Consider the following 22,973-nt stretch of genomic DNA (forward strand, 5'->3'; position numbering starts at 1 on the left):
GTTCCGACAATCAGTTAACATTCAATGGGGGAAATATTCCCCCATTTATTTTTCCTGCTTCCGTGCCGTTGAATGTCCGGGAAACATCCCCATATACTGAATTACTTAATTGGTGATGCCGTGAAGTGCGTTCACATGCGCCCCATCACCAGGCGGAAACTAAACTAAGAGAGAGCTCTATGAATCCTGAGCGTTCTGAACGCATTGAAATCCCCGTATTGCCGTTGCGCGATGTGGTGGTTTATCCGCACATGGTTATCCCTTTGTTTGTGGGACGGGAAAAGTCTATTCGTTGTCTTGAAGCCGCCATGGATAATGACAAAAAAGTCATGCTGGTGGCGCAGAAAGAAGCCTCAACGGATGAGCCGGGCGTGAACGATCTGTTTACCGTCGGTACCGTGGCGTCTATTTTGCAGATGCTGAAACTGCCGGACGGCACCGTCAAAGTGCTGGTCGAGGGTTTGCAGCGCGCGCGTATCACTACGCTTTCCGACAACGGCGACCATTTCGCGGCGAAAGCGGAATACCTTGAATCGCCAGCTATCGACGAGCGCGAGCAGGAAGTGCTGGTGCGCACCGCGATCAGCCAGTTCGAAGGCTACATCAAGCTGAACAAAAAAATCCCGCCAGAAGTGCTGACGTCGCTTAACAGCATCGACGATCCGGCGCGTCTTGCGGATACCATCGCCGCGCACATGCCGCTGAAGCTCAGCGACAAGCAGTCGGTGCTGGAGATGTCCGACATCAACGAACGTCTGGAATACCTGATGGCGATGATGGAATCGGAAATCGACCTGCTGCAGGTTGAAAAACGCATTCGTAATCGCGTCAAAAAACAGATGGAAAAAAGCCAGCGCGAGTACTATCTGAACGAGCAAATGAAAGCCATTCAGAAAGAGCTCGGCGAAATGGACGACGCGCCGGACGAAAACGAAGCGCTGAAGCGTAAAATCGACGCGGCCAAAATGCCGAAAGAGGCGAAAGAGAAAGCCGAAGCCGAGCTTCAGAAACTGAAAATGATGTCCCCGATGTCCGCCGAAGCGACCGTGGTGCGCGGTTATATCGACTGGATGGTGCAGGTGCCGTGGAACGCGCGCAGCAAAGTCAAAAAAGACCTGCGTCAGGCCCAAGAGATCCTGGATACCGACCACTACGGCCTTGAGCGCGTCAAAGACCGCATTCTGGAATACCTCGCGGTCCAGAGCCGTGTTAACAAAATCAAAGGGCCGATCCTCTGCCTGGTGGGGCCGCCGGGGGTAGGTAAAACCTCGCTCGGTCAGTCCATCGCTAAAGCGACCGGTCGTAAATATGTCCGTATGGCGCTGGGCGGCGTGCGTGACGAAGCGGAAATCCGCGGTCACCGCCGCACTTACATCGGCTCCATGCCGGGTAAACTGATTCAGAAAATGGCTAAAGTGGGTGTGAAAAACCCGCTGTTCCTGCTCGACGAGATCGACAAAATGTCGTCTGACATGCGTGGCGATCCGGCTTCCGCACTGCTGGAAGTGCTCGATCCGGAACAGAACGTGGCCTTTAACGATCACTACCTGGAAGTGGATTACGACTTAAGCGACGTCATGTTTGTCGCGACGTCCAACTCCATGAACATTCCGGCGCCGCTGCTGGATCGTATGGAAGTGATCCGTCTGTCCGGTTACACCGAAGATGAAAAACTCAACATCGCGAAGCGCCACCTGCTGCCGAAGCAGATCGAGCGTAACGCGCTGAAAGAGAATGAGATTAACGTCGATGACAGCGCCATTATCGGCATCATCCGTTACTACACTCGCGAAGCGGGCGTGCGTAGCCTTGAGCGTGAAATCTCTAAACTTTGCCGTAAAGCGGTAAAACAGCTGCTGCTGGATAAATCGCTCAAACGCATCGAAATCACGGGTGAAAACCTGAAAGATTTCCTGGGCGTGCAGCGCTTCGACTATGGCCGCGCCGACAGCGAAAACCGCGTAGGGCAGGTGACGGGGCTGGCGTGGACGGAAGTGGGCGGCGATCTGCTGACCATTGAAACCGCGTGCGTGCCTGGCAAAGGCAAACTGACCTACACCGGCTCTCTCGGCGAAGTGATGCAGGAGTCGATCCAGGCGGCGTTAACCGTGGTGCGCGCCCGTGCTGAGAAACTTGGCATCAACAGCGACTTCTACGAAAAACGTGATATTCACGTTCACGTACCGGAAGGCGCCACGCCGAAAGATGGCCCGAGCGCCGGTATCGCGATGTGCACCGCGCTGGTCTCCTGCCTGACCGGCAATCCGGTTCGCGCCGATGTGGCGATGACCGGTGAAATCACGCTGCGTGGTCAGGTGCTGCCGATTGGCGGTCTGAAAGAGAAACTGCTGGCGGCCCACCGTGGCGGCATCAAAACCGTGCTGATCCCGGATGAAAACAAGCGCGATCTGGAAGATATTCCGGAGAACGTGATTGCCGATCTGGATATCCACCCGGTCAAGCGCATCGAAGAAGTGCTGACGCTGGCGCTGCAAAACGCGCCGTATGGCATGCAGGTCGCCACCGCAAAATAGTGACCTGACGCAAGCGCGCTGAGAAAAACAGGGCTGGCAGGTGCTTTCGCACTTGCCAGCCTTTTTTTGTATAGCTAATTTAGATTGCCGGTCCGGGGTGCCATCAACAACTCCTGTTGTAAGGGCATGTGAGGACTGCTATAACTGCTGCGCGGTCGCGTCGTGAAGGATAGCGGTGCGATATAAAATATAAAGAGAGGAAGAGAAGAGTGAATAAATCTCAACTGATAGACAAAATTGCCGCAGGTGCCGATATTTCTAAAGCAGCGGCTGGACGTGCGTTAGATGCTTTGATTGATTCCGTTACTGAATCTCTGCAGTCCGGGGATGAAGTGGCTCTGGTTGGCTTTGGTACTTTTTCCGTTCGTGAACGTGCAGCCCGCACTGGCCGCAACCCACAGACGGGCAAGGAAATCACCATCGCGGCTGCGAAAGTTCCGGGTTTCCGTGCCGGTAAAGCGCTGAAAGACGCGGTTAACTGATCCTGTGGCTGGCATCAGCACAGCCAGGGGATAAAAAAACAAGGCGCATCGTCAGATGTGCCTTTTTTCTTTCTGGATGAGTAATCTGCGGATATGGGCTGACAACCGCCCCGGTTTCTTGTCACAATACGCCTTTGCGCGCAGCGGCTCAGCGGATGTCGCCACGTTTCTGTGCGAGTTATACCTGTCATTCTACAGCGGAGTGTTGTTACACCATGATGGACAATTTACGCGCGGCGGCGAATCACGTCGTGCTCAAGATCATTCTGGGTTTGATTATCCTGTCATTCGTACTGACTGGCGTGAGTAACTACCTGATTGGCGGTAACAGCAACTATGCCGCAAAAGTTAACGATCAGGAGATCAGCCGGGCCCAGCTTGAAAACGCGGTCAACATCGAGCGCAACAACCTTGAGAGAAGACTGGGCGACCGTTTCTCTGAGCTCGCGTCCAATGAACAATATATGGCTGAGCTGCGCCAGCGCGCGCTGCAGGGCCTGATTGACGAAGCCCTGATTGACCAGTATGCGCGCTCGCTGCATCTGGAGATCAGCGATGAGCAGGTACGTCAGGCGATTTTCAAAAACCCGGCGTTCCAGAGCGACGGCAAATTCGATAACGCGCGCTACAATGCCATTATCACCAGTATGGGCATGAGCGCCGATCAATATGCGCAGGCGCTGCGTAATCAGCTCACGACCGATCAACTGGTTAGCGCCGTGATGGGCAGCGACTTCATCCTGCCGGGTGAAAGCGATCAGTTCGCCGCGCTCTTCGCCCAGCAGCGCCAGGTACGCACCGCGACCATCGCGGTCGATGCGCTGGCCCAGAAGCAGCAGGTTTCCGAACAGGAAATCAAAGACTACTACCAGCAGCACACTAACAACTTCCAGTCGCCTGAGCAGTTCCGCGTAAGCTACATCAAGCTTGACGCCGCAGCGCTCGCTGAGAACGCCAGTGAAGACGATATTCAGGCGTACTACGACAAACATCAGGATGAATTCGGCCAGCCGCAGCGCAACCGCTACAGCCTGATCCAGACCAAAACCGAAGATGAAGCGAAAGCCATTCTCGCGCAGCTCAAACAGGGCGCGGATTTCGCCACGCTCGCCAAAGAGAAATCGGTTGATGTCATCACCGCCCGCAACGGCGGCGACATGGGCTGGCTGGAGCCGGGCACCACGCCGGATGAGTTCAAAAACGCCGGTCTGAAAGAGAAAGGCCAGCTTTCTGACGTCATCAAATCCTCCGTCGGCTATCTCATTGTGCGTCTGGACGACATCACGCCGGCTACCGTGAAGCCGCTTTCTGAAGTGCATAACGACATCAGCGCCAAAGTGAAGCAGGAGAAAGCGCTGGACGCCTTCTTCGCACTGCAGCGTAAAGTGAGCGACGCGGCAAACAACGATAACGAATCGCTGGCCAGCGCTGAAAAAGCCGCGGGCGTGAAAGCGGTGGAAACCGGCTGGTTCAGCCGTGACGCGGTGCCGGCTGAGATTGACTTCAAGCCAGTGACTGACGCCGTGTTTGGCGGCAACCTGCTGGGCGAGAACGGCACGCCGGGCAGCAACTCCGACATCATCACCGTCGATGGCGATCGTGCGTTTGTGCTGCGTATTACCGATCACAAACCGCAGGCGGAAAAACCGCTCGCGGAGGTGAAAGATCAGGTCACCGCGCTGGTGAAACATCAGAAAGCGCTGAAGGCCGCAAATGACGAAGCGCAAAATCTGCTGAGCGCGCTGAAAGCGGGCAAAGGCGACGAGGCGCTGAAAGCGGCAGGGGTTGCTTTCAGTCCGGTGAAAACCTTTGAGCGCACCACGCAGGATACGCTGACGCAGCCAGTGTTCGCTCTGCCGCTGCCAGCCAAAGACAAACCGAGCTACGGCATCGGCAACGACATGCAGGGCAACGTGGTTCTGCTGGCGCTGGATGAGGTACGCAGCGGCACCATGCCGGAAGATCAGAAGAAAGCGATGGCGCAGCGTCTGACGCAGAACAATGCGGAGATCGCTTTTGACGCGCTGCTGAAGGGCCTGCGCAAAGAGGCCAAAATCAAACTCGGCGACGCGAGCACCGCTCCGCAGCAATAACGAGACGTCTCGCACCTTTTTTGCAATTCATTGCAAACCCCAAAGGCCGCTTTCGCGGCCTTTTCCATTTCTGAAATCTGGCGTTTGAGCCCGTTTCTCTCTCCGCTTAAGGTGGCGGTGCTGTTAACAAACAAGGAGATCACAGCATGAAACGTGGAATCAAAGCCTTTTGTCTCGCCGTCGCGCTGGCTGGCGGCGCCTTTTGCACCGCAGCAACCGCGACACCATCAGCCGGAAAAGCTCAGGCGGAGCCGGTAAAAGAAAAACCGGCCGCCGCCGCGCCGCAGGCGAAGCCGGAAACCGCGCCTGAAACCCTTGAAGAAACCGTGAGCATTAATACCGCCACGGCGGATGAGCTGGCGCAGGCGATGAACGGCGTCGGTAAAAAGAAAGCGCAGTCTATCGTCAGCTATCGCGAAGAGTATGGCCCGTTTAAGTCCATCGAGGATCTAAAACAGGTGCCGGGGATGGGCAATTCGCTTGTTGAACGCAATCTTTCCAGGATCCGCCTCTAACCGTTAATCATCCGCGCTTGCAGAGTTGAAAAACTTTGCCAGACTAAAGAGGTCATACCAGTGGTGTGGCCTCTGTTTTTTATATCACCCTGTATCCACTACAAAAAAGAAAAGGTTCAAGCGCTATGCAGACTCAAATCAAAGTGCGTGGGTATCACATGGATGTTTATCAACATGTGAATAACGCGCGTTATCTGGAGTTTCTGGAAGAAGCCCGCTGGGACGGGCTGGAAAACGACGAAAGCTTCAAATGGATGATGGCGAACAATATCGCGTTTATCGTCGCCAACATTAATATCAACTACCGGCGGCCCGCCGTGCTTGGCGATCTGCTGACGGTCACCAGCCAGATAAAGCAGCTTAACGGTAAAAGCGGGGTGTTAAGCCAGGTCATTACGCTGGAGCCGGAAGGCGAGGTGGTTGCCGATGCGCTCATCACCTTTGTGTGTATCGATTTGAAAACACAAAAAGCGTTGCCGATTGAGGGCGAGCTGCGTGAAAAACTGGAAAAAATCACAGGGTAAATTCTGCAATGACGGCGGCTGTGCCCGCCGTCATGGATTTATCGCCGTTGAGGGTAAACAATCCGGTAGATGTTAACGGCTCAGCAGCGTTGCAAAAAAACGCCTTCTAAATCAACACGGCAGCCGTTCTTTAACAACATGGGTTGTTGAAAAAATGTTGGTAGGATGTGGGTGGCGATAAAATCACTGTGAATACAAGTAATTAATGTTAGTCTGTTCCCCGCGCGAGCGGGGATAAACCGCGCGCGGGCGCGCGGTTACGGTGATTAGTTTTCTGTTCCCCGCGCGAGCGGGGATAAACCGCCGACAAAAATCCCGGCGAGAGGTGTCCATGTCTGTTCCCCGCGCGAGCGGGGATAAACCGCTGGGGCTCGGGGATTTTGTTTTTTCGATATCCTGTTCCCCGCGCGAGCGGGGATAAACCGGACGGACAGCCAGGGAACGAACCAATCAGCGGCTGTTCCCCGCGCGAGCGGGGATAAACCGCGCGGCGCACTGGATAACGCTAACCGAGTGCGCTGTTCCCCGCGCGAGCGGGGATAAACCGACCTGACCAATGACGACGGCGGGTTTGGCTTGCTGTTCCCCGCGTGAGCGGGGATAAACCGTCGTCTGTATCCGTTTATCCGTGGCCACCTCACCTGTTCCCCGCGCGAGTAGATGATAAACCCCCCAGGCTCTACGCGCCTGGCACTCGCCGCCCCATTTCCCCTCACATTCTTCAGCAACGTTTATACTTCAAAGCCATTGTTAAATTTTGCAACTTTGCGCAACAAAGGAGAGGTTATGCGAGTACACCATCTCAACTGCGGTTGTATGTGTCCTTTGGGCGGCGCGCTGTACGATGGCTTCAGCAAAGGGCTGCATGCGCATCTCATCTGTCACTGCCTGCTGATTGAAACCGACCATCACGGACTGGTGCTGGTGGATACCGGTTTCGGTAGTGACGATATGCGCCAGCCTGACCGCCGTTTACCGCTCTTTTTCCGGGCGCTGAACAATATCCAGTACCGGGAATCATTAACGGCGCTGCATCATCTTCAGGCGCTCGGCTTTAAGCCGGAGGATGTCCGGCACATTGTGTTGACGCATCTGGATTTCGATCACGCGGGCGGGCTGAGCGATTTCCCGCACGCGCAGGTGCATCTGATGCAGCGGGAAATGACCGCCGCAGACGGGCGCGGCACATGGCTTGACAGCGCGCGCTATCGTCCGGGGCAGTGGGGCAATCGTTCCGGCTGGCATGGGTACCAGGCGCATGGCGAACCGTGGTTTGGTTTTAGCGCCGTGCGCTCGCTTGATGGTCTGCCGCCGGAAATTCTGTTGATCCCGCTGCCGGGACATACGGAAGGGCACGCAGGCGTGGCGATTGATACGCCGCAGGGCTGGTTGCTGCACGGCGGCGACGCCTGGTTTTATCGCGATGAGATGGCGGAAAACCCGCACTGTACGCCAGGTCTGCGCTTCTATCAGTGGATGATGCAAAAAGACAAAGCCGCGAGGCTTGCGAATCAGAAGCGACTGCGGCTTCTGGCGGCTGACGCCAGCGCGGGCGTGAGGCTGTTTTGCAGCCACGACGCCCGCGAATTTGAGCGAATTAGCGGGAAAAACCTGGCTATTTAAGCCCGGTTTTCTGCTTCATCGCGGCCATGATGGCAGGCTTATCGGCCTGATACTGGCTGAGCCCATTGGCGCGCAGGTGGCAGGCCGCGCATTCGCCGCAGCCATCGCCCTGGATGCCGTTATAGCAAGTCAGGGTCTGCTGGCGAATAACATCGAGCTTGCCCCAGTAATCCGCGAGCGCCCAGGTTTCGGCTTTATTCAGCCACATCAGCGGCGTTTCAAAACGCACGTCGCGCGCCATGCCGAGCGCGACGGCGTGATTCAGCGCTTTAACAAATTCGTCGCGGCAATCCGGGTAGCCGGAAAAATCGGTCTCGCACACGCCGGTTATCACCGCTTCCGCCTGCACCTGATACGCGTAAATCGAGGCCAGCGTCAGGAAGAGAATATTGCGGCCAGGCACGAAGGTGCTTGGCAACCCTTCGGCGTCGGGATCGTAATCCGGCACCGGAATGCTGTCGCGCGTCAGGCTGCTGACCGCGAGTTCATTAAGCAGCGTCACATCCAGCACTTTATGCGCCCGCGCGCCCAGCGATGCGGCAAGGGCGCTGGCGACATCAATCTCCGCCCGATGGCGCTGGCCATAGTCAAACGTTACGCAATGCACTTCATCATACTGATGTAACGCCTGAATCAGGCAGGTGGTGGAGTCCTGGCCTCCGCTGAAGACCACAACGGCACGTTTCATAAAGCCCCTGTCATTGAATAGCAAAACCGTTATGGTAGCGCCGCGCTGGCGTGTCCACCAGCTTCTTGCGGCGGCGGCAGCCATGCGCGGCTGAAATCAAACCAGCCGAGCGCGTTCAGTTCAATGCCATTCACGCCCGGCGGCGCGCTTATCTGGTAGCGATAATTAAAGAGCGGGGTGATCACCGCATCGTGCATCAGCGTCTGCCACACTTCACGCAGCGCCGCATGGCGACTCTCTTCGTCCGGGTGGCTTTGCACTGCGTCAAGCGTGGCGTCCAGATGCGCCCGCTGCGGCCCTGTCAACAAATGCCGCCAGAGCGGATCGCAGCGCAGCCACTGCTCCAGCGTATATTCCGGCGCTTCGCCAATCAGTCTGTCGCCCATCACGATATCCGCCTGCGCCAGTTCTGTGCAGCCGTCCCAGTTTTTCGCGTGATGAAAATGCAGCGTCAGCGCACATCCGTGCGCCGCCAGGTACTGCTGAAGCTGGCGCGCCATCACCGGCAATTCGACCGGCAGGTGGTAAACCAGCGTCAGCGATGACGGCAAAGGCGGAGGTGGCTCGTCAGGCCATTGTGGAAGATGCCAGCCGGGCAACAGTTCATTACTTGGCGTAATCAGGTGCTCGTCGAGCGGCAGGGTATCTATCATGCCGCTGCGATGAATCAGCTGCATCAGCCAGCGCGCCTGCGCGTGTGAGAGCTGCCCGTTTTGCCGGATGCCGAGATAGCAGAACCCGAGGCTGACGCTGTTGCTGACGGGGCGCAGATGCACCAGTTCTTCCTGCTGTCCGATGGCTATCTGCACCGGGTGGCGACAACTGGTGCCCAGCGCGCTGTCGAAGAGATCCGGCGTTATCCAGTACTCAACCGCGTTCAGCAACGGGTGCCCGAGATGACAGCGGTCATGGCTTTCAATGCGCACCAGCTCAGGGGTAAACGTAACGAGCCGGAACGGCCCGCTGCCGATGGCGGTGTCCTCCGGGTGCGCCAGATAACAGCCGTGGCTGGCGAGACGCCACGCGAGCCAGTGGTCCGGGCGCGTGAGTTCAAAACGCAGGCAGTGTTTGTGCTCCACTGCGATCTCTTTGACGCTCGCGAACAGCTGGCGCAGCGTCTCAAGCGACAACAACTGTTTCAGCCGCCGCTGAAGTTGCGAGGCGTCAACGGGCTCATGATTATGCCAGTGCAGGGTAGGGCGCAGATAAAACCGCCAGCTGAGTCCGTCCGGCGAGACGCTCCAGTGATGCGCCAGGTCGCCTTCCGGGCGTGCGGTGTGGGGGTTAAAGCGCGTCAGCCCGCTGAAGATTTGCCGGGCCAGATGTTGTTCGGCGCGGCCGGGCAAAAAGCCGGGCCTTAGCGGCTCCAGCGGGCGATAGTAGGGAATGCGCAGCGTCGGCGTGTCGTTATGCCACTGGCCGCCCAGAAACGGATGCAGCAGCTGGCGCAGTTGCCCGGACGCCAGCTGCGCAAGCGCCAGCGCATTATGAGGCTGCCCCTGGCGTAACACGGTTTCCATCATGCTGGCGCGCACGGTATGCGGCGACACCAGAAAGGTCAACTCGCCCCGCCTGCCGCGGCCCGACCGCGCGTGCCAGCGCAGCCAGCCCTGCTGCTGGAGCTGACCCAGCAGCGTGCGGACATGACGCTCGCTGCAAAAGCAGCGGGCGGCGAGCTCGGCGATGGTCACAGACTGCGGGGCACCCTCCGAGGGCTGCCACAGCCGCTGAAACTGATTAAGTCGGTTCAGAAGGCGCATACCAAAAATCCGGAACACTTTTCCTCAACTATTCACTATTAGTTCCGTATATGCCAGGCAATACTGCAAATCAACCGAAAGAGGGGGAACGAACCATGGCGCGACTGGCCGCTTTTGATATGGATGGCACGCTGCTGATGCCCGATCATCAGCTGGGTGAAACGACACAGGCGACGCTGCACCGTCTGCATCAGCGCGGCGTGACGCTGGCGTTCGCGACCGGTCGTCACCTGCTGGAAATGCGCCAGATGCTGCAAAAAATCGCGCTGGAGGCGTTCCTTATTACGGGCAACGGCACGCGTATTCATGCGCCGTCGGGCGAACTGCTGTTCGCCGAAGATTTATCGCCGCAGGTGGCGGAAGCCGTATTGCACGGTCACTGGAATACGCCAGCCAGTCTGCATGTGTTTAACGACAGCGGCTGGCTGACGGATAGCGACGACCCGGCGCTGCTCGACGCGCACGCCTGGAGCGGGTTTCGCTATCAACTCACCGATCTGAAGCGGCTTCCCGCGCACCAGGTGACAAAAATCTGCTTTGTCGCCGACCACGACACGCTGTGTGATCTGCGCGTTCAGCTTTTAGAGGCGCTCGGTTCGCAGGCGCATATCTGCTTTTCAGCGCTCGACTGTCTGGAAGTGCTGCCGCCCGGGTGCAACAAAGGCGCGGCGTTGCAGGCGCTGAGCCTGCATCTTGGCATCTCAATGGCGGATTGTATGGCGTTTGGCGATGCGATGAACGATCGCGAAATGTTATCGCTGGCAGGGAAGGGGCTGATTATGGGCAACGCGATGCCGCAGCTTATGGCGGAGCTTCCCCACCTGCCGGTTATCGGGCACTGCAGTAAACAGGCGGTCGCCCACTATTTGACGCATTGGCTGGACTCTCCACACCTTGATTATTCCCCCGAATGATGAGGCATTCCAGCAAGCCGGGGTAATCCCCGGCTTTTTTTATTTCCCGGCGCTTATCGTGACCGTCAGCTTCATCAGCGAATAGTTGAAGAGATCCGGCGGCATGGTGTCCGGGTTGTAGAGATCGCCTGCGAAGCAGTAAACCTCCATCACGCCGCCCCGTTTACCCAGCTCCAGCGCCTGCTGGAAGATGTAAGGCAGGTTTTCGTCATAGGTCACCGGCACATTGGCGTTATTGTTCAGGACGCGGCCTTCAAAAGTGGCTTCCTTAAAGGTGACGCTGACTGTCTCGCCGGGTTTAATGACTTTATTACCGGCCTTCGTCTGCACAAAAAACAGCGATTTATTACGCTTAAGCAGTTTTTTCTTCGCGGTGGCTTTCTCAAGCTGCTCGATGCCTGCCTGATACTTTTTCTCTTCGCGGCTGGAAAGCTCTTTCAGCATCGATTCATGCAGCGACAGCAGCGTTTTCGGCTCGACAGCCACCTTTTGCGCCAGGCCATCTTTAATGCCTGCCAGCAGGATGGGAAGATTGGTTTTAATGCCCAGATCCGCCATCTGATCCATGCTCTTTTGCACCAGCCTTGAGAACATCACGCCGTTCGCATAGGACTGCTTATTCGCTTTATCTTTCAGCGCCGCGGCGCTGACCTCCGGTTCAGCTTTGGCCGCCGTCACCGCCTGCGCCTGCGTTGCCGCGTCGGTTTTCAGTTTTTCTGTCTGCGCCAGTAATTCCGCTTTCTCTTTTTCGGCCTGCGCTTTTTGCGCCGCGTTTTCGGCGCTCAGGCTGGCCAGTTTGCCGTTGAGTTCTGCATTGGCATGTTTAAGCGTATCCAGCTCAGCCTGCGTTTTTTGCTGGCTGGCGGCGGAGGCGGTCGTGAGCGCTTTGGCTGACTGCGCCTCTTCTTTCAGCGCGAGCAACGCTTTATCCGACTGCTGCAAGCGGCTCTCTTTGTCCGCCAGCGCCTGTTTCAGCGTGGCGATATCTGTCTGCGCGGCAGCAAGCTGTTTATTGAGCGTTTCTTTGGCGGCGGCTATCTGCGCGGCCTGTTGCTGCTGGCTTTGCAGCGCGTGCGTTTTTTCGCTCTGGCTGTCTTTCATGCTGGCAAGTTCCTCCGCAAGAGCAGTGGCTTTTTCCTGCGTGCTGGCGGCAAGCGTGGTCGAGGCGTTGAGTTTTTCCGTTAGCGCCGCGATCTGCGCCTTAAGCGCCGCTTCCGCCGCCTGGTTTTTTTGCAGCAGCGCGGTCTGCTCCGCCTGCGCTTTTTGCAGTTTCTCTTTCTCTTCTTTACTGAGCGTGCTGGTTTTAAGCAGCATGGTATTCTGCGCTGCCAACGCTGTTTTCTCTTTCTCCAGTTGCGCGAGCTGTTTATTCAGCGCACCGACGCTCTTCTCGTTTTGCGCCGAAAGCGCCGCTTTCTCTTGTTGCAACTGCGCGAGCTGTTTTTGCAGCGCGCTCTGGCTCTGCGTGTGCTCTGCGCCAGCCTGTTTGAGCGCAGCGAGTTCGGCGGCGCGTTTATCGAGTTCCGCCTGCAGCGCCTGCGTTTTGTTATTCAGCGCATCGGCGTCATGTGCGTTTTGCGCCGAAAGCGCCGCTTTTTCGCGCTCCAGTTGCGTGAGCTGTTTTTGCAGCGCGCTCTGGCTCCGCGTGTGCTCTGCGCCAGCCTGTTTGAGCGCAGCGAGTTCGGCGGCGCGTTTATCGAGTTCCGCCTGCAGCGCCTGCGTTTTGTTATTCAGCGCATCGACGTCATGTGCGTTTTGCGCCGAAAGCGCCGCTTTTTCGCGTTCCAGTTGCGCGAGCTGTTTTTGCAGCGCGCTTTCGCTCTGCGCGCGTTTGTCGCCCGCGGTTTTAAGCGCCATTAGCTCATCGGCACGCTTATTCAGCTCATTGCGCAGCGCCTGCATATCGCGATTAAAACGCGCGGTGTCCTGGGCGTTGCGTTCTGCAATCGCAGCCTTTTCCGTTTCAAGACGCGCGATCTGCTTTTGCAGCGTACTTTCGCTTGTCGAATGGCTATCACTGGCTTTTTTCAGCAGCGCGAGTTCGGCGGTTTTGCTGGCAAGCGCTGTCTGCAGCGCAGCGGTTTTTTGTTCCAGCGCTTCGATGCGCGCAGCCTGTTGCGTGCTGGTCGCGCTTTGCTCGCGCTGCGCGTTTTGCAGGCTGCGGGAGAGGCGGTCGTTCTCTTTTGCCAGTGCGCTGTTGTCTTTCAGCAACTGCGCGTTTTGCGCCTGGAGATCGCCGGGCGCGCTGAGACTTTTCTTCTCCTGCTCTGCCGCTTTCAGCTGTTTTTTCAGGCGGGCGACCTCCTGCTGAAGATCGTTAATTTGCGCGCGTGAAGCCGACGGCGTTTGCGCCCGCCGGGTGGGTTCCGGGAAGTCCATCTGCTTCACTTCGATCTGCTGAATTGACGACAGAAAATCATTACCCTGAGCGGCAGTATTATTTTGCGCCGCCCAGGACGACTGCCCGCTTAGCGCTAACGCCAGTAAAACAGCGATCGCGCTTTTGCGGCTTTTTAAGCTTCCCTTCATCCCGTCACCTCTCATTTAGCCAGCCCTGCGCCTTTTTTCAGCTCAGCCAGCAGGGATTGCGAAATCGTATTGCAGGCGTCATTAACGCGGAATTGATACAGCGGCGTGATAGTCTCAACCATAATATTGGAGAGATCGTTACTGATGGAGGCGTAATATTGCGTCGCTTTAATGCTGCGATACAGCGTGTCTATCTGCTCACGGTATTTTTCACGATTAATATCCGCGAGGTGTTTCGTTTCAGCGAGGCAGCGCTCAAGACGCAATTTGGTATCGTTGCTCACCGGCGCCAGTTGATTCATGGATTCAGCTGGCGTAGGCGCAGGCTGCGCGGGGACGATTGCCGTCTGCGAGACATTGCTTTTCACCGGTGCGCTTTTGGGGGCGCTGGTACAGGCGCTTAAAGACATCATCATCGCAGCAATATAAATAATCTTTTTATCCAACATATTATCTCTTATGTGTCTGATTACAGGATGCCAGCAATCCCTGCGCAATCTGGCCGGGATGACCCGAAATATGTCCAGTAATAGACTGACTACCCGCGAGCAGCGCGCGGCGTTATGCCAGCATACCGGGAGAAAGAATGCTGATTTTATACAGACTTGATGAAGATAGATTTTAATAAATTCTTAAAAATGATTCGTCTATTTCTTAAGAAAATAATTAGTGATGATTCATTCGGCTGGTTTATAGTTGAAAAGGCGCAGTAGAGGCTTAACGGTTAATTTTTATAATGGTCTTTTTTATATTTGCGAAAGCAATATAAAAAAACCAATTATCCAGAAAGAGATTATTTATAAAAAAAGCGGCGTATCCGCGCCGCTTTTATCCCAACAGTGGTTTGCTTAACGCAACATTTCCCGGATCGCCGCGCGCCAGGGCAAGATATCGCCAATCGAGGCCGCCACCCATTCCGGGTTATGATAGGTTTCCAGATACCGCTCGCCGCTGTCGCACAGCAGCGTGACGATAGCGCCGCTGCGGCCTTCTTCACGCATTCGCGCGGCCAGTTGCAGCGCGCCCCACATATTGGTGCCGGTGGAGGCGCCCACTTTGCGGCCCAGCAGTTCGCCAAGCCACTGCATCGCCGCCACGCTCGCCGCGTCCGGCACCTGTAACATTTCGTCAATCACATCGGGAATAAAAGAGGGCTCGACGCGAGGACGGCCAATCCCCTCGATGCGGCTGCCGACGCTGCTCTTCAGCCCGCTATCGCGCTGCTGCCAGTAATCGTAAAAGACCGAGTTCTCAGGATCGACCACCATCAGGCGCGTCTCGTGGCCCTGATAGCGCAGGTAGCGGCCGATGGTGGCGGACGTGCCGCCGGTGCCGGCGCTCATCACGATGTAATCAGGAACCGGGTGCGGCTCGCCAGCCATCTGCCGGAAGATGCTGTCGGCGATATTGTTGTTGCCGCGCCAGTCGGTCGCGCGCTCGGCGAAGGTAAACTGATCCATATAGCGGCCGCGCAGCTCGCGGGCGAGCACTTCGGAGGCCTCGTAAATTTCACAGGCGCTCTGCACGAAATGGCAGCGGCCGCCGTAAAACTCAATCTGTTCCACTTTGCGCCGCGCGGTGCAGGCGGGCATTACAGCGATAAACGGCAGGCCCAGCATGCGGGCGAACCATGCTTCGGAAACGGCGGTCGAGCCGGATGACGCCTCGATAACCGGCGTGCCTTCGCGGATCCAGCCGTTGCTCAGGCCATACAAAAACAGCGAGCGCGCCAGGCGGTGCTTCAGGCTGCCGGTGGGGTGCGTGCTTTCATCTTTCAGATAGAACCAGATACCCGGAAAGGCGGGCAGGGTAAAGCGGATCAAATGGGTATCCGCGGATCGCCGGGCGTCGGCGTGGATCTCATTAATGGCGTGGTGAACCCAGGTGCTGGACATGATACGTTCCGGTTTATCAATTTGTGCCCAGCGTAAAGCATCTTTCAGGAAAATAAGTTGCCATTTAGCCTGCCTGTTGCTGATATGAGAGAAAAATTTTCTACAGGAATCGGCAATGTTAGATAAAATTGATTGCAGACTGCTGGCGCTGCTTCAGGAGGACGCGACGCTCTCTTTGCAGGCGCTCGCCGATGCCGTTAATCTGACGACGACGCCCTGCTGGAAGCGGCTCCGGCGGCTGGAAGATGACGGCTATATACTTAAGCGCGTCGCGCTGCTCGACCCGGAAAAACTCGGCCTCGGCCTCACCGCTTTTATGCTGATTAAAACGCAGCATCACAGCAGCGACTGGTACAGTCAGTTTGTCGCGGTGGTGGAAGAGATGCCGGAAGTGCTCGGTTTCTGGCGCATGGCGGGCGAATACGACTACCTTATGCGGGTACAGGTGGCCGATATGAAAAGCTATGATGACTTTTATAAACGTCTGGTTAACCGGGTGCCGGGGCTGTCAGATGTCACGTCGAGCTTCGCCATGGAGCAGATAAAATACACCACGGCCCTGCCGCTTAAGCGCTGAACCGTCTGGCTCGCCACGACGCCCGCGCTTTATCATCAGACCAATCAGGAATTTCGCGTGCGATTATTTGCTCAGTTAAGCTGGTATTTTAGCCGGGAGTGGCGTCGCTACCTCGGCGCGGTTGCCCTGCTTATTGTTATCGCCATTCTGCAACTGGTGCCGCCAAAAGTGGTGGGCTACGTTGTCGATGGCGTCACTCAACACCACTACACCACGCGCCAGGTGCTGCTGTGGGTGGGCCTGCTGGTGGTGATTGCTGTCGTTGTTTATCTGCTGCGCTACGTCTGGCGCGTGCTGCTCTTTGGCGCGTCCTATCAGCTGGCCGTCGAACTGCGGCGCGATTTTTACCGCCAGCTCAGCCGCCAGCATCCGGAGTTTTATCTGCGTCACCGCACCGGCGATTTGATGGCGCGCGCCACCAACGACGTCGACCGCGTGGTCTTTGCCGCAGGCGAGGGCGTACTGACGCTGGTCGATTCGCTGGTTATGGGCTGCGCGGTGCTGGTCATTATGTGTACCCAGATTAGCTGGCAGCTCACGCTGCTGGCGCTGTTGCCGATGCCGGTGATGGCGATTGTCATCAAGCGTTACGGCGATCAGTTGCACCACCGATTTAAAGCCGCGCAGGCGGCGTTCTCGTCGCTGAATGACAGAACGCAGGAGAGCCTGACCAGCATCCGCATGATTAAGGCGTTCGGCCTGGAAGACAGACAGTCGGCGCTGTTTTCCGAAGACGCGCGCGATACCGGCGTGAAAAACCTGCGCGTGGCGCGCGTGGACGCCCGTTTCGACCCGACGATTTATATCGCGATTGGCATGGCGAACCTGCTGGCCATCGGCGGCGGCAGCTGGATGGTAATGAATGGCACGCTGACGCTCGGCCAGCTCACCAGCTTTACGATGTATCTGGGCCTGATGATCTGGCCGATGCTGGCGCTGGCGTGGATGTTTAACATCGTTGAGCGCGGCAGCGCGGCGTACAGCCGCATTCGCGCGCTGCTGGCGGAGGCGCCGGTGGTGAAAGATGGCCAGGCGTCGCTGCCCGCCGGGCGCGGCGTGCTGAATGTGTCGATCCGCGAATTTCGCTATCCCCACGCCGCCCGCGATACGCTGCATAATGTGCAGTTCACGCTGAAACCCGGCCAGATGCTGGGGCTGTGCGGCCCGACCGGCGCCGGGAAAACCAGCGTGCTGTCGCTTATTCAGCGCCATTTCGATCTTGATGCCGGGGAGATAACGTTCCATGACGTCTCGCTCGCGCGCGTGCATCTGGATGACTGGCGAGGGCGGCTTGCCGTCGTCAACCAGACGCCGTTCTTATTCTCCGACACGGTCGCCAGTAATATCGCGCTCGGCAAGCCGGACGCGACGCAGGAAGAGATCGAACAGGCGGCGAAACTCGCCTGCGTGCATGACGATATTCTGCGTCTGCCGCAGGGGTATGACACCCAGGTCGGCGAGCGCGGCGTGATGCTCTCCGGCGGACAGAAGCAGCGTATCTCTATTGCCCGCGCGCTGCTGCTGGAAGCTGAAATCCTGGTGCTGGATGACGCGCTCTCCGCCGTTGACGGGCGTACTGAACATCAGATTCTGCATAACCTGCGCCAGTGGGGCGAAAACCGCACGGTGATCATCAGCGCGCACCGGCTCTCGGCGCTGACCGAAGCGAGTGAAATTCTGGTGCTGCAACACGGCCAGGTGGCGCAGCGCGGGCGTCATGAGGCGCTCGCGGCGCAGCCCGGCTGGTACCGGGATATGTATCGCTATCAGCAGCTCGAAGCGGCGCTGGACGACGCGCCGGAAGAGAACGACGAGGAGGCGCTGAATGCGTAATACCGTAAAGAGCTGGCCGACGCTGAAACGGCTGCTGGCGTATGGCTCGCCGTGGCGTAAACCGCTCGGCGGCGCGGTGCTGATGCTGTGGGTGGCCGCCGCGGCGGAAGTGACCGGGCCTGCGCTCATCAGCTATTTCATCGACAACCTGGTCGCGAAAAACCAACTGCCGCTGGGGCTGGTGGCCGGGCTGGCGTTCGCCTATGTGCTGCTGCAAATTCTCGCCGCCGGGCTGCACTACTGGCAGGCGCTGCTGTTTAACCAGGCGGCGGTGGGCGTGGTGCAGCAGCTGCGCACCGATGTGATGGATGCCGCGCTGCGCCAGCCGCTCAGCGCGTTCGACACCCAGCCGGTGGGGCAGCTGATTTCGCGCGTCACTAACGATACCGAGGTGATCCGCGATCTCTACGTCACGGTCGTGGCGACGGTGCTGCGCAGCGCCGCGCTTATCGGCGCGATGCTGGTGGCGATGTTCAGCCTTGACTGGCGCATGGCGCTGGTGGCCATTACCATCTTCCCGGCGGTGCTTATCGTGATGACGATTTATCAGCGCTACAGCACGCCGATTGTGCGCCGGGTGCGGACCTATCTGGCGGACATTAACGACGGCTTTAATGAAGTCATCAGCGGGATGAATGTCATCCAGCAGTTCCGCCAGCAGTCGCGTTTTGGCGAGCGTATGAACGCCGCCAGCCATTCGCACTATCTGGCGCGTATGCAGACGCTGCGCCTGGACGGCTTTCTGCTGCGTCCGTTGCTGAGCCTCTTTTCCGCGCTGGTGCTGTGCGGCCTGCTAATGCTGTTCGGCTTCACCGCCGTCGGGACGATTCAGGTGGGCGTGCTGTACGCCTTTATCAGCTATCTGGGCCGTCTTAACGAGCCGTTGATTGAACTCACCACCCAGCAGTCGATTTTGCAGCAGGCGCTGGTGGCGGGCGAACGTGTTTTCGAGCTGATGGACCGCCCGCGCCAGGACTACGGCCATGACGAGCGCCCGCTCACGAGCGGGACGATTGAGGTGGATAACGTCTCTTTCGCCTATCGCGACGATCAGCTGGTGCTGAAGGATATTTCGCTCTCGGTGCCGTCCCGTCACTTCGTGGCGCTGGTCGGGCATACCGGCAGCGGCAAAAGCACGCTGGCAAGCCTGCTGATGGGATATTACCCGCTCACCTCCGGCGAGATCCGCCTCGATGGCCGACCGCTCGCCTCGCTCAGCCACGGCGTGCTGCGTAAAGGCGTGGCGATGGTGCAGCAGGATCCTGTCGTGCTGGCCGATTCGTTCTTCGCGAACGTCACGCTCGGGCGTGATATCGATGAAGCGCGGGTCTGGGCGGTGCTGGAAACGGTACAACTGGCCGAACTGGCGCGCGGGATGAGCGACGGCATCCATACCCGACTTGGCGAGCAGGGCAATAATCTCTCCGTCGGGCAGAAGCAGTTGCTGGCGCTGGCGCGCGTGCTGGTGGACGCGCCGCAGATCCTGATCCTTGACGAAGCGACGGCGAACATCGATTCCGGTACGGAACAGGCGATTCAGCACGCGCTGGCCGCTATCCGGCCGCATACGACGCTGGTGGTTATCGCGCATCGCCTCTCAACTATTGTAGAGGCGGACACCATTTTGGTGCTGCATCGCGGGCAGGCGGTGGAGCGGGGCAGCCATCAGGCGCTGCTTGAAGCGCGCGGACGCTACTGGCAGATGTATCAGCTCCAGCTCGCGGGCGAAGAGCTACAGGCCGCCGCGAAAGAGGAGCCGCTCAGCGCCTGATGCACCAAAATCAGGCGTTCTGCTAACACGCATCATTAGTGGTGCAAAAATGTAACGCACCGTGCACCGGCATGGTGCGTTTTTGCTTTTATCTCCCTCTGTACGCCGTTTAACGACGCTTTCCTCCTGCGGTTTAGGCCGCCGCCGCCCGCTTTTCTATTCCTGGCACGCCGCTTGCTTTACCAGATTATCGTCGCTGCCGAATTACCCATTTCTGACTGGAGGGGATCTATGAAGCTGGTTACCGTGGTAATCAAACCGTTCAAACTGGAAGACGTGCGTGAAGCACTCTCCACCATTGGCATTCAGGGGCTTACCGTCACCGAGGTGAAAGGGTTCGGGCGTCAGAAAGGCCATGCCGAGCTTTACCGCGGCGCCGAATACAGCGTGAATTTCCTGCCGAAAGTAAAAATCGACGTGGCTATCGCAGACGATCAGCTGGATGAAGTGATCGAGGTGGTCAGCAAGGCCGCGTGGACCGGTAAAATTGGCGACGGCAAAATTTTTGTCGCCGAACTGCAACGCGTGGTTCGTATTCGTACCGGCGAAGCCGACGAAGCGGCTCTCTGATTTCTGGCCAACCGTTACAGGAATGCACAAGATGAAACACACAGCTTTCAAATCGGGTCTCGGCCTGCTTGCTCTTTTGCCAGGTATTGCCCTGGCGGCGCCCGCGGTGGCGGATAAAGCCGATAACGCCTTTATGATGATCTGCACCGCGCTGGTGCTGTTTATGACGATCCCAGGACTTGCGCTGTTTTACGGCGGTCTTATCCGCGCGAAAAACGTGCTCTCCATGCTGACGCAGGTGTCCGTCGCGTTCGCGCTGGTCTGCGTACTCTGGGTGGTCTACGGCTACTCGCTAGCGTTCGGCAGCGGCGGCAGCTTCTTTGGCAACGTCGACTGGCTGCTGCTGAAGGGCATTAAAATTACCGACCTGATGGGCAGCTTCTACCAGTACATTCACGTCGCGTTCCAGGGCTCCTTCGCCTGCATCACCGTAGGGCTTATCGTGGGCGCGCTGGCGGAACGCATCCGCTTCTCGGCGGTGTTGATCTTCGTGGCGGTATGGCTCACCTTCTCCTATGTGCCGATTGCGCATATGGTCTGGGGCGGCGGCCTGCTGGCGTCTCACGGCGCGCTGGATTTCGCGGGCGGCACCGTGGTGCACATTAACGCGGCGGTAGCAGGTCTGGTCGGCGCGTATCTGGTTGGCAAACGCGTTGGCTTCGGCAAAGAAGCGTTTAAGCCGCATAACCTGCCGATGGTCTTTACCGGCACGGCAATCCTCTACTTTGGCTGGTTCGGCTTTAACGCCGGCTCCGCCAGCGCCGCCAACGAAATCGCAGGCCTCGCGTTTGTGAACACCGTTGTCGCGACGGCGGCGGCCATTCTTGCCTGGGTCTTTGGCGAATGGGCGCTGCGCGGTAAGCCATCGCTGCTGGGCGCGTGTTCCGGCGCCATTGCCGGTCTGGTGGGCGTGACGCCTGCGTGCGGCTACATCGGCGTGGGCGGCTCGCTTATCGTGGGTATCGCGGCGGGTCTGGCAGGCTTGTGGGGCGTTACTCTGCTGAAACGCTGGCTGCGCGTTGACGACCCGTGCGACGTATTCGGCGTGCATGGCGTCTGCGGCATCGTGGGCTGCATCCTGACCGGTATTTTTGCCTCTACGTCGCTCGGCGGCGTGGGTTTCGCCGAAGGCGTGACAATGGGCCATCAGGTGCTGGTGCAGCTTGAGAGTATCGCCATCACCGTCGTCTGGTCCGCCGTGGTCGCGTTTATCGCCTACAAAGCGGCAGATCTGACCGTCGGTCTGCGCGTCTCCGAAGAGCAGGAGCGCGAAGGGCTGGACGTCAACAGCCACGGCGAGAACGCCTATAACGCCTGATAGTTGGGTTATCTCCGGAGCAAAAAACCTCCCGCATGCGGGAGGTTTTTGTTTTATGCGGTGGGGGAGTGTGGCCTGGTGGGTGTTGTTTATGTAAAAAGGCGGGTGCGCTTCGCTTACCCACCCTACAAAGACGCTCACTTTTACCGTAGGGCGGGTAAGCGCAACGCACCCGCCATGTAAGGTGGTGTGAATGTAAAAAGGTGGGTGCGCTGACGCTTACCCACCCTACAAAAGACGCCCACGTTTACCGTAGTTAACCGTAGGGCGGGTAAGCGCAGCGCACCCGCCGTTCTGGCCCACGGCTTACCCACGTTTCCTCATCACGCCTTCCTGCACGGTCGAGGCGACCAGCACGCCGTCCTGCGTATAAAACTCGCCGCGCACAAAACCGCGGGCGCTGGAGGCGGACGTACTCTCCACGCTGTAAAGCAGCCACTCGTTCATATCGAACGGGCGGTGGAACCACATCGAATGATCGATAGTCGCCACCTGCATCCCCGGCTCAAGGAAGCCAACGCCGTGCGGTTGCAGCGCCACCACCAGGAAATTGAAATCCGACGCGTAACCGAGCAGCGACTGATGCACGCGCACCTCATCCGGCATCTGCCCGTTGGCGCGCAGCCACACCTGACGCTCCGGCTTCGCCGTGTGGCCTTTCAGCGGGTTGTGAAACTCCACCGGGCGAATCTCCAGCGGCTTATCGCACAGGAATTTCTCCTTCACCTGCGGCGGCAAAAGGTGCGCCAGCGAGCGGGCGATATCGGTTTCCGATTTCAGCCCGTCAGGCGCAGGCGCAGGCGGCATGGGTTTTTGATGCTCGAAGCCGCTTTCCGGCGCCTGGAACGACGCGGTCATATAGAAAATCGGCTTACCGTTCTGGATAGCCGCCACGCGCCGGGCGCTGAAGCTATTGCCGTCGCGCAGCACTTCCACGTCATAAACGATGGGCTTCTGGCTATCGCCAGGGCGCAGAAAATAGCTGTGGAACGAGTGGACGAGACGATCTTCCGGCACCGTCGCTTTGGCGGCGTACAGCGCCTGGCCGACGACCTGGCCGCCAAACACCTGCCGTAATCCGAGATCTTCGCTTTGGCCGCGAAAGAGCCCTTCTTCAATTTTTTCCAGATTTAATAACGCGAGTAAATTGCTCAGCGCCTGACTCATAAAGGGTCCTCTACTAGCGGGATAGGCACAGCCGTGCGAATGATATATCCCGATTATAACGCAGAAAGACAACTGGTCAGAGGGGTTCAATAATCTTAATAGCGCCCCGTTTCCAGGCGAAAATAAGTGATATGTGCCACACTTAGCACGACAAACATGTTGTAACAGCTCACGCTGGTG

Annotated in this window: 18 protein-coding genes and 1 CRISPR repeat array; of the genes, 12 read left to right on the forward strand and 6 right to left on the reverse strand. The window is 57.9% G+C overall.

Features of this window, described 5'->3' with window-relative positions:
- Window positions 1-179 precede the first annotated feature (179 nt).
- The 6 genes from lon to AFK65_RS05070 all read left to right on the forward strand — a co-directional run bounded on the left by lon (window position 180) and on the right by AFK65_RS05070 (window position 7,771).
- Window positions 180-2,534 carry an endopeptidase La gene (gene lon / locus AFK65_RS05045; protein ID WP_007705655.1) on the forward strand — a complete coding sequence of 785 codons (2,355 nt, stop codon included), beginning with the start codon at window positions 180-182 and terminating at the stop codon, window positions 2,532-2,534.
- A gap of 209 nt (window positions 2,535-2,743) precedes the next feature.
- Window positions 2,744-3,016: a nucleoid-associated protein HU-beta gene (hupB, locus tag AFK65_RS05050; RefSeq protein WP_004387727.1), complete on the forward strand. Its 273-nt coding sequence runs from the start codon at window positions 2,744-2,746 to the stop codon at window positions 3,014-3,016.
- A gap of 215 nt (window positions 3,017-3,231) precedes the next feature.
- Window positions 3,232-5,109, forward strand: a complete 1,878-nt coding sequence (gene ppiD, locus AFK65_RS05055) for a peptidylprolyl isomerase (RefSeq protein ID WP_038857820.1) — start codon at window positions 3,232-3,234, stop codon at window positions 5,107-5,109.
- A gap of 146 nt (window positions 5,110-5,255) precedes the next feature.
- A complete protein-coding gene (locus AFK65_RS05060; RefSeq protein ID WP_007705739.1) occupies window positions 5,256-5,624 on the forward strand; it encodes a helix-hairpin-helix domain-containing protein in 369 nt (122 codons plus the stop codon).
- Window positions 5,625-5,749: 125 nt separating this feature from the next.
- On the forward strand, window positions 5,750-6,148 hold the full coding sequence (locus AFK65_RS05065; protein ID WP_038857819.1) for a YbgC/FadM family acyl-CoA thioesterase: 399 nt from the start codon (window positions 5,750-5,752) through the stop codon (window positions 6,146-6,148).
- Window positions 6,149-6,361: 213 nt separating this feature from the next.
- Window positions 6,362-6,756: direct repeats of the CRISPR family, unit length 29 nt; unit sequence CTGTTCCCCGCGCGAGCGGGGATAAACCG.
- A gap of 178 nt (window positions 6,757-6,934) precedes the next feature.
- The gene (locus AFK65_RS05070; protein ID WP_071602551.1) at window positions 6,935-7,771 is read left to right on the forward strand and encodes an MBL fold metallo-hydrolase; all 837 of its coding nucleotides are present in this window, start codon (window positions 6,935-6,937) and stop codon (window positions 7,769-7,771) included.
- Here AFK65_RS05070 and queC read toward each other — a convergent pair.
- Together queC and AFK65_RS05080 are read right to left on the reverse strand one after the other, a co-directional pair.
- Window positions 7,764-8,459 carry a 7-cyano-7-deazaguanine synthase QueC gene (queC, locus tag AFK65_RS05075; RefSeq protein ID WP_038857818.1) on the reverse strand — a complete coding sequence of 232 codons (696 nt, stop codon included), beginning with the start codon at window positions 8,457-8,459 and terminating at the stop codon, window positions 7,764-7,766. The two genes, AFK65_RS05070 and queC, sit on opposite strands and share 8 nt — an antisense overlap.
- Before the next feature lie 29 nt (window positions 8,460-8,488).
- Window positions 8,489-10,219: an SgrR family transcriptional regulator gene (locus tag AFK65_RS05080; RefSeq protein WP_038857817.1), complete on the reverse strand. Its 1,731-nt coding sequence runs from the start codon at window positions 10,217-10,219 to the stop codon at window positions 8,489-8,491.
- A gap of 95 nt (window positions 10,220-10,314) precedes the next feature.
- Here AFK65_RS05080 and cof point away from each other — a divergent pair, with 95 nt between their 5' ends.
- Entirely contained in the window at window positions 10,315-11,133 is an 819-nt protein-coding gene (gene cof, locus AFK65_RS05085; protein WP_007705886.1) for an HMP-PP phosphatase, read from the forward strand.
- 39 nt (window positions 11,134-11,172) lie between these two features.
- Here the strand turns inward: cof and AFK65_RS22145 are convergent, their stop codons facing one another.
- The 3 genes from AFK65_RS22145 to AFK65_RS05100 all read right to left on the reverse strand — a co-directional run bounded on the left by AFK65_RS22145 (window position 11,173) and on the right by AFK65_RS05100 (window position 15,557).
- Window positions 11,173-13,662, reverse strand: a complete 2,490-nt coding sequence (locus AFK65_RS22145) for a coiled-coil domain-containing protein (RefSeq protein ID WP_172461543.1) — start codon at window positions 13,660-13,662, stop codon at window positions 11,173-11,175.
- Between the two features lie 11 nt (window positions 13,663-13,673).
- A complete protein-coding gene (locus AFK65_RS05095) occupies window positions 13,674-14,111 on the reverse strand; it encodes a hypothetical protein (protein ID WP_007705997.1) in 438 nt (145 codons plus the stop codon).
- A gap of 399 nt (window positions 14,112-14,510) precedes the next feature.
- The gene (locus AFK65_RS05100) at window positions 14,511-15,557 is read right to left on the reverse strand and encodes a PLP-dependent cysteine synthase family protein (RefSeq protein WP_007706000.1); all 1,047 of its coding nucleotides are present in this window, start codon (window positions 15,555-15,557) and stop codon (window positions 14,511-14,513) included.
- Between the two features lie 115 nt (window positions 15,558-15,672).
- Here AFK65_RS05100 and AFK65_RS05105 point away from each other — a divergent pair, with 115 nt between their 5' ends.
- From AFK65_RS05105 to amtB, 5 genes are all read left to right on the forward strand, one after another.
- Complete coding sequence (locus AFK65_RS05105) at window positions 15,673-16,134, forward strand: Lrp/AsnC family transcriptional regulator (protein WP_007706002.1); 462 nt, start codon at window positions 15,673-15,675, stop codon at window positions 16,132-16,134.
- 57 nt (window positions 16,135-16,191) lie between these two features.
- Window positions 16,192-17,967: a SmdA family multidrug ABC transporter permease/ATP-binding protein gene (locus AFK65_RS05110; RefSeq protein ID WP_038857815.1), complete on the forward strand. Its 1,776-nt coding sequence runs from the start codon at window positions 16,192-16,194 to the stop codon at window positions 17,965-17,967.
- Window positions 17,960-19,738 (forward strand): SmdB family multidrug efflux ABC transporter permease/ATP-binding protein, encoded by a 1,779-nt coding sequence (locus AFK65_RS05115; protein ID WP_038857813.1) that lies wholly within the window; start codon window positions 17,960-17,962, stop codon window positions 19,736-19,738. The genes AFK65_RS05110 and AFK65_RS05115 overlap by 8 nt, the downstream gene beginning before the upstream one ends.
- A 231-nt stretch (window positions 19,739-19,969) precedes the next feature.
- A complete protein-coding gene (glnK, locus tag AFK65_RS05120) occupies window positions 19,970-20,308 on the forward strand; it encodes a P-II family nitrogen regulator (RefSeq protein WP_007706068.1) in 339 nt (112 codons plus the stop codon).
- A 31-nt stretch (window positions 20,309-20,339) separates the two neighbouring features.
- On the forward strand, window positions 20,340-21,626 hold the full coding sequence (amtB, locus tag AFK65_RS05125) for an ammonium transporter AmtB (protein WP_007706069.1): 1,287 nt from the start codon (window positions 20,340-20,342) through the stop codon (window positions 21,624-21,626).
- A 306-nt stretch (window positions 21,627-21,932) separates the two neighbouring features.
- Here amtB and tesB read toward each other — a convergent pair whose 3' ends face one another.
- Window positions 21,933-22,793 carry an acyl-CoA thioesterase II gene (tesB, locus tag AFK65_RS05130; protein WP_007706071.1) on the reverse strand — a complete coding sequence of 287 codons (861 nt, stop codon included), beginning with the start codon at window positions 22,791-22,793 and terminating at the stop codon, window positions 21,933-21,935.
- Window positions 22,794-22,973 lie beyond the last annotated feature (180 nt).

The organism is Cronobacter universalis NCTC 9529 (assembly GCF_001277175.1).
GTDB lineage: Bacteria > Pseudomonadota > Gammaproteobacteria > Enterobacterales > Enterobacteriaceae > Cronobacter > Cronobacter universalis.

What these genes read in the sequence shown, in the direction of transcription:
- lon (WP_007705655.1), top strand. Translation starts at nt 180, where the DNA reads ATGAATCCTGAGCGTTCTGAACGCATTGAAATCCCCGTATTGCCGTTG.
- ppiD (WP_038857820.1), top strand. Translation starts at nt 3,232, where the DNA reads ATGATGGACAATTTACGCGCGGCGGCGAATCACGTCGTGCTCAAGATC.
- AFK65_RS05060 (WP_007705739.1), top strand. Translation starts at nt 5,256, where the DNA reads ATGAAACGTGGAATCAAAGCCTTTTGTCTCGCCGTCGCGCTGGCTGGC.
- AFK65_RS05065 (WP_038857819.1), top strand. Translation starts at nt 5,750, where the DNA reads ATGCAGACTCAAATCAAAGTGCGTGGGTATCACATGGATGTTTATCAA.
- AFK65_RS05070 (WP_071602551.1), top strand. Translation starts at nt 6,935, where the DNA reads ATGCGAGTACACCATCTCAACTGCGGTTGTATGTGTCCTTTGGGCGGC.
- queC (WP_038857818.1), bottom strand. Translation starts at nt 8,459, where the DNA reads ATGAAACGTGCCGTTGTGGTCTTCAGCGGAGGCCAGGACTCCACCACC.
- AFK65_RS05080 (WP_038857817.1), bottom strand. Translation starts at nt 10,219, where the DNA reads ATGCGCCTTCTGAACCGACTTAATCAGTTTCAGCGGCTGTGGCAGCCC.
- cof (WP_007705886.1), top strand. Translation starts at nt 10,315, where the DNA reads ATGGCGCGACTGGCCGCTTTTGATATGGATGGCACGCTGCTGATGCCC.
- AFK65_RS22145 (WP_172461543.1), bottom strand. Translation starts at nt 13,662, where the DNA reads ATGAAGGGAAGCTTAAAAAGCCGCAAAAGCGCGATCGCTGTTTTACTG.
- AFK65_RS05095 (WP_007705997.1), bottom strand. Translation starts at nt 14,111, where the DNA reads ATGTTGGATAAAAAGATTATTTATATTGCTGCGATGATGATGTCTTTA.
- AFK65_RS05100 (WP_007706000.1), bottom strand. Translation starts at nt 15,557, where the DNA reads ATGTCCAGCACCTGGGTTCACCACGCCATTAATGAGATCCACGCCGAC.
- AFK65_RS05105 (WP_007706002.1), top strand. Translation starts at nt 15,673, where the DNA reads ATGTTAGATAAAATTGATTGCAGACTGCTGGCGCTGCTTCAGGAGGAC.
- AFK65_RS05115 (WP_038857813.1), top strand. Translation starts at nt 17,960, where the DNA reads ATGCGTAATACCGTAAAGAGCTGGCCGACGCTGAAACGGCTGCTGGCG.
- glnK (WP_007706068.1), top strand. Translation starts at nt 19,970, where the DNA reads ATGAAGCTGGTTACCGTGGTAATCAAACCGTTCAAACTGGAAGACGTG.
- amtB (WP_007706069.1), top strand. Translation starts at nt 20,340, where the DNA reads ATGAAACACACAGCTTTCAAATCGGGTCTCGGCCTGCTTGCTCTTTTG.
- tesB (WP_007706071.1), bottom strand. Translation starts at nt 22,793, where the DNA reads ATGAGTCAGGCGCTGAGCAATTTACTCGCGTTATTAAATCTGGAAAAA.